The organism is Pseudomonas sp. MWU349, from assembly GCF_017947325.1.
Classification (GTDB): Bacteria; Pseudomonadota; Gammaproteobacteria; order Pseudomonadales; family Pseudomonadaceae; genus Aquipseudomonas; species Aquipseudomonas protegens.
In genome coordinates, this window is record NZ_JAFEVP010000020.1 from 1 (window position 1) to 971 (window position 971).

A 971-nucleotide genomic window follows, 5' to 3' on the forward strand; every position below is an offset into this window, starting at 1 on the left:
CCGGCGTAGACCGCGCCCTGGGCATCCAGGCTTTGCGCCTTGATCGCCACCGCGCCCTTCTCGGCAGAGGCTTCGGCCATGCGCAACTGCCCATTGGCATCCAGCTGAATATCGCCACCGCTGGCGATCAGCTTGCCGTCGAGCTTCACCCCCACCCCGGCCTCGGTGCCCACCAGCTTGATCGCCCCGGCGTACATGCCGCCCAGGGCTGAAGAGTCGATGGCCAATTGCGGTACATCCGCCGGGTTGGCGGTGCGGGCCGTGGCGTTCAAGGTCTTGGCGTCGACGTCGTTGGCCCCGGCGATCACCGCCAGGTGCCTGGCCTGGATCTCGGCGTTGATCTTGGCGCTGCGGGTGATGATTTCGAACTGGTCGATATTGCTCGCGTTGAGGCCCGCGCCTTCGATGGCGACGCTGCCCTGGTCCACCTGGTAACGCTGGACCTGGCCGTTCTCGATCACCGGCTTGCCGGTGGTCAGGGTGGCTTTCGGGGTGTTGATGAAGCCGCAGCCGTTGCAGCTCACGCCATAGGGGTTGGCGACGATCACGTGGGCCGCTTGCCCGGCCACTTCGGTGTAGCCCTTGAGCTGGCTGGGGCTGCCGCCGTTGACCTCGTTGAGGATCACATTGGCCGCGCGGCCACCCAGGTTGGGGTTGCCGAGGATGATCCCGCCGAGCTGGGTCTCCTGGGTGCGGTTGGTGGCGTTGTTGAGGATCACGCCCTGCTGGCCGACGTTGTAGTCGCTGAACTTGTTGTGCGACAGCCCGCCGCCATTGGGGGCAGCGATGTTGACGATGGGCACGCCATTGCCGGCCTGGCCGAGGCTGGTGCCGCTGCCGTTGACCACGATGCCGTCGGCCATCGCCACCACCGGCTGCCAGAACATCATGTTGGCGAGGATGAACGCCAACCCACGTTTCGACAGGCCCCAGAAGGTGTCGCGCGGTTGCAGGGCAGCCGAAGGCTGGCG

The 971-nt window shown here is 66.4% G+C and carries 1 protein-coding gene; it reads right to left on the minus strand.

From position 1 onward, the window contains the following. A partial coding sequence (locus tag KCG88_RS30800) for a filamentous hemagglutinin N-terminal domain-containing protein (RefSeq protein WP_210713764.1) occupies window positions 1–971 on the minus strand: 971 nt, incomplete at both ends.